Source organism: Streptomyces sp. NPDC002734 (genome assembly GCF_040295685.1).
Lineage (GTDB): Bacteria > Actinomycetota > Actinomycetes > Streptomycetales > Streptomycetaceae > Streptomyces.
In genome coordinates this window covers 1-4111 of the sequence record NZ_JBEOVU010000049.1, presented here as the reverse complement: position 1 = coordinate 4111, position 4111 = coordinate 1, and the positions used below count along the sequence as shown (strand labels likewise).

Annotated in this window: 6 protein-coding genes; 5 read left to right on the top strand and 1 reads right to left on the bottom strand. The window is 73.6% G+C overall.

From position 1 onward, the window contains the following. Positions 1 to 103: 103 nt before the first annotated feature. On the bottom strand, positions 104 to 637 hold the full coding sequence (locus ABT026_RS30010; protein ID WP_351118343.1) for a DUF3093 domain-containing protein: 534 nt from the start codon (positions 635 to 637) through the stop codon (positions 104 to 106). A 57-nt stretch (positions 638 to 694) separates the two neighbouring features. Between ABT026_RS30010 and ABT026_RS30005 the strand changes: the two genes are divergently transcribed. The 5 genes from ABT026_RS30005 to ABT026_RS29985 all read left to right on the top strand — a co-directional run bounded on the left by ABT026_RS30005 (position 695) and on the right by ABT026_RS29985 (position 3988). Beyond that, on the top strand, positions 695 to 1279 hold the full coding sequence (locus tag ABT026_RS30005) for a PaaI family thioesterase (RefSeq protein ID WP_351118342.1): 585 nt from the start codon (positions 695 to 697) through the stop codon (positions 1277 to 1279). Positions 1280 to 1293: 14 nt separating this feature from the next. After that, positions 1294 to 1788, top strand: coding sequence for a dUTP diphosphatase (dut, locus tag ABT026_RS30000; protein ID WP_382557670.1), 495 nt, complete (start codon positions 1294 to 1296; stop codon positions 1786 to 1788). A 1-nt stretch (position 1789) separates the two neighbouring features. Then, complete coding sequence (locus ABT026_RS29995; protein ID WP_351118340.1) at positions 1790 to 2551, top strand: DUF3710 domain-containing protein; 762 nt, start codon at positions 1790 to 1792, stop codon at positions 2549 to 2551. A gap of 204 nt (positions 2552 to 2755) precedes the next feature. Further along, on the top strand, positions 2756 to 3154 hold the full coding sequence (locus ABT026_RS29990) for an OB-fold nucleic acid binding domain-containing protein (RefSeq protein ID WP_351118339.1): 399 nt from the start codon (positions 2756 to 2758) through the stop codon (positions 3152 to 3154). Between the two features lie 3 nt (positions 3155 to 3157). Beyond that, positions 3158 to 3988: a DUF3159 domain-containing protein gene (locus ABT026_RS29985; RefSeq protein ID WP_351118338.1), complete on the top strand. Its 831-nt coding sequence runs from the start codon at positions 3158 to 3160 to the stop codon at positions 3986 to 3988. Positions 3989 to 4111: the final 123 nt, after the last annotated feature.

The window sequence follows — 4111 nt, the reverse complement described above, 5'->3', positions numbered from 1 at the left end:
CCGGGCGGCGACGGCCCGCCGAAGGACTGACTCCGGGCGGCGACGGCCCGCCGAAGGACTGACTCCGGGCGGCGACGGCCCGCCGAAGGACTGACCCGGGCGGCTAGCTCGCCGCCGGGCGGGCCGCCTCGATCGCCGCCGCCAGCCGCTCCGGCTCGCGGGTGGACAGGTAGAGGTAGGGAGTCGGGTCCTGCGGGTCGACGACCTCGACCCGCAGCGCCCTCGGCGCGTAGGCGCGCAGCAGCATGAACGCGCGCGGATCGGCCTTGTGCGACCGCCAGGCGCGCGCCTCCGCCGGGTCCAGGACCTCCGCCGCGCCCAGCGCCCGCACCGGCACGCGCGCCTCGCCCGCCAGCAGCGCGTCGCCCGCCACCCGGATCCTGGCCGAGCCGTAGGAGCTCACCACGATCGCCGACAGGGCCCCGCCCAGCACCAGGCCGCCGAGCATCGGCAGCACCCCGAACGGATAGACGACCAGGGCCGCCGCCATGCCCAGCAGCAGGCAGTACAGCCACCAGTGCCACGGCGCCGACAGGCGCTCGTCGTAGGAGACGACGGCGCGGGCAGGTGTCGCCCCGCCCGGGGCGGGCGTCGGCGAGGCGGGCGGCTGCGGGCTCTGCGAGGGGGAACGCTCCATGCCGTCAAGCTTGGCACGGTGTCCGCCTCGCGCGTACGCGCGGGTAAGGTCTGCGCCGTGAGTGCAACGAACACGGCCGTGCAGCCCCCCGCCGACGCCGCCGCCCCGGTGCGGCACCCCGAGGCGCCCGCCCCCGGCGAGCCCGTCGGCTCCCACTACGAGAACTGCTTCGGCTGCGGCTCCGGCCAGCCCCACGGACTGCACCTGGTCACCCGGGCCGGCGACGGCGTCGACGTCACCGCCGAGTTCACCGTGCGTCCCGAACACCAGGGCGCCCCCGGTCTGGCGCACGGCGGCATCCTCGCCACCGCGCTGGACGACGCGCTGGGCTCCCTCAACTGGCTGCTGCGCACCATCTCGGTGACCGGGCGGCTGGAGACCGACTACCGGCGTCCGGTGCCGGTGGGCAGCGTGCTCCACATCACCGCCGAGGTCACCGCCGTGGCCGGCCGCAAGATCTACGCGACCGCCGTCGGGCGCCTGGACGGCCCCGAGGGCCCGGTGGCGGTCCGCGCGGACGCGCTGTTCATCGAGGTCAAGGTCGACCACTTCATCGAGAACGGCCGCAAGGAAGAGATCCAGGCCGTGATGGACGACCCCGACGCGGTGCGCCAGGCGCGTGCCTTCGAGGTGAACCCGTGAGCGACGGCCTCCAGGTGCTGATCCGCCGCCTCGACCCCGAGGTGCCGCTGCCCGCCTACGCCCACCCGGGCGACGCGGGCGCCGATCTGCGCACCACCGAGGCCTGCGAACTGGCCCCCGGGCAGCGGACCGTGCTGCCCACCGGGGTCTCGATCGCCCTGCCCGAGGGGTACGCCGCCTTCGTGCACCCGCGCTCGGGTCTGGCAGCTCGATGCGGTGTGGCACTGGTGAACGCCCCAGGGACGGTGGATGCCGGGTACCGTGGGGAGATCAAGGTGATCGTGGTGAATCTCGACCCGCGCGAGTCGGTGCGGTTCGAGCGCTTCGACCGGATCGCGCAACTGGTCGTCCAGCAGGTCGAGAGGGTCCGCTTCCACGAGGTGGCGGAACTTCCCGGCTCGGTACGGGCCGCGGGGGGCTTCGGGTCCACCGGCGGTCACGCCGCGGTGGGCGACTTGGCGGGTGGGAATCGATACGGTTCGGGCGTATCCGACCGGGAAGGACAGTGACGTGTTCGGACGTCGCAAGAAGGGCACTGCCGAGGGCGCGGCGGGCGAGGCCGAGCAGGTCGTCGGCGGTGTCGGCAGCGGGGCGGAAGAGGCCGGTCAGGAGCGGGTGAGGCTGGAGCCTGCCCCGCGCCCCGACGGGCCCTGGGACAGCTCCGAGGTCCGTGAGCCCGGCGAGGGCCGCGTGGACCTCGGCGGCGTGTTCGTGCCGGGGGTCGACGGCATGGAGCTGCGCGTGGAGGTCGCCGGTGACGCCATCGTCGCCGCGACCGTCGTGCTGCGCGACAGCGCCATCCAGCTGCAGGCCTTCGCCGCCCCCAAGCGTGAGGGCATCTGGGGCGAGGTGCGGGAGGAGATCGCCTCCGGCATCACCCAGCAGGGCGGCATCGTCGACGAGACCGAGGGCCCGCTGGGCTGGGAGCTGCGCGCGCAGGTACCGGTGAAGCTGCCCGACGGCACGGGCGGCTTCCAGGTCGTCCGGTTCGTCGGCGTCGACGGCCCGCGGTGGTTCCTGCGGGGCGTCATCTCCGGGCAGGGCGCGGTGCAGCCCGAGGCCGCCGGTCTGCTGGAGCACATCTTCCGCGACACGGTCGTGGTCCGGGGCGAGGGGCCGATGGCTCCGCGGGACCCGATCGTGCTGAAGCTGCCGAACGACGCGCAGATGGTGCCCGAGGGCATGCAGACGCCGGCCGAGGACCAGGGCTCGCGCTTCGCGGGCGGCATCGGCCAGCTCCAGCGCGGCCCGGAGATCTCCGAGATCCGCTAGTCACTGCCCCGCCGCGCCCCTTCGAGGGGCGCGGCGGAGTGCGTTCCGGCGCCGACCAGGGGGCCCGGCGGACCGCGCTCGGAGCCCGTGGGCGGGCAGGCCTTCGCACTCTTCCGGTGGAACCTCCGTTCCCCCGGCGAGGGTGCGGAATGCCTCGTTCCGTTCGGGTTCCGGCGGCTCCCGCCGCCCCGGTAGGCTGCATGCATGAACGCTGTTCCCCGTTCCGACAAGCCGGTGGGCCGGTTCCGCCGCATGATCGACCGGCTCTCCTCGTCCCAGGAGGACCTGGAGCGCGAGGAGCTGCGGGAGGAGACGGACACCGCGGGAATGACCCGAATAGGTGACTGCAGCGACCGGGAGGTCGTCACCGTCACTGGTACCTTGCGCACGGTCACCCTGCGCCCGCGGGCCGGGGTCCCCGCCCTGGAGGCCGAGCTGTTCGACGGCTCGGCCGCCCTGGACGTGGTGTGGCTGGGCAGGCGCTCCATCGTGGGCGTGGAGCCCGGACGCAGACTGATCGCGTCGGGACGGATCACCCTGATCCGGGGCCGCCGCGTGCTGTTCAACCCCCACTACGAACTGAGACCCCTCGGACGGGAGTAGCCGGTGACGTCGCTCGACAAGCCGACCGAAGAGGCACCGCAGACGGAGCACGACTCACGGGCGGCGACCGAGGCCGCACTCGGCGAGGCCTTCGGCGGCGTCCGCGGCATGATCGAGACGGTCGTGCCCGGCCTGATCTTCGTCGCGATCTACACCGTCAACAAGGACCTGCACGTCTCGGCGATCGCCGCGCTGGCGGTGTCCCTGCTGATGGGCGTCGTCCGGCTGGTCCGCAAGGACACCGTCAAGCACGCCTTCAGCGGCGTCTTCGGGGTGGCCTTCGGCGTGGTGTTCGCGATGATGACGGGCAACGCCAAGGACTTCTACCTGCCCGGCATGCTCTACACGCTGGGTCTCGCGGTGGCCTACCTGCTGTCCACGGCGCTGGGCTTCCCCCTGATCGGCGTGATCCTCGGACCGCTGTTCAAGGAGAACCTGTCCTGGCGCAAGCGGAACCCGGGCCGCAAGAAGGCCTACTCCAAGGCCAGCGTCGCCTGGGGCCTGATCCTGCTCGCCAAGTGCGCGATCCTCTTCCCGCTGTACTGGTGGGCGGACACCACCGAGCTCGGCTGGGTGCTGATCGGGCTGAAGATCCCGCCGTTCCTGCTGGCCGTCTGGCTGACCTGGGTCTTCCTGGCCAAGGCGCCCGCGCCCATCGACGTCTTCGCCGAGATGGAGGAGCGGGAGCGGGCCGAGGCGGCCGCCGAGGCCGCGGCCCAGGACCCCGTCACCGGCCCCGCGGGCGCCGAGCCGACCGAGGGCGCCGTGGCCACCGAGGGAGCCGTCGCCACCGAGGCGCCGGACCAGGGCGGGCGGCACCGCCGCGAGGCCTGACGGCCGTTCCCCTCGGGACACCCCGTACGACGAAGCGGCGGGACCGAGCCGCCCGAGACGGCGAAGGAAGGCTGAGGAGACCCGGTCAACAGCTGCCAGCCCGCCCCTCGGCGCTGGCCCTGC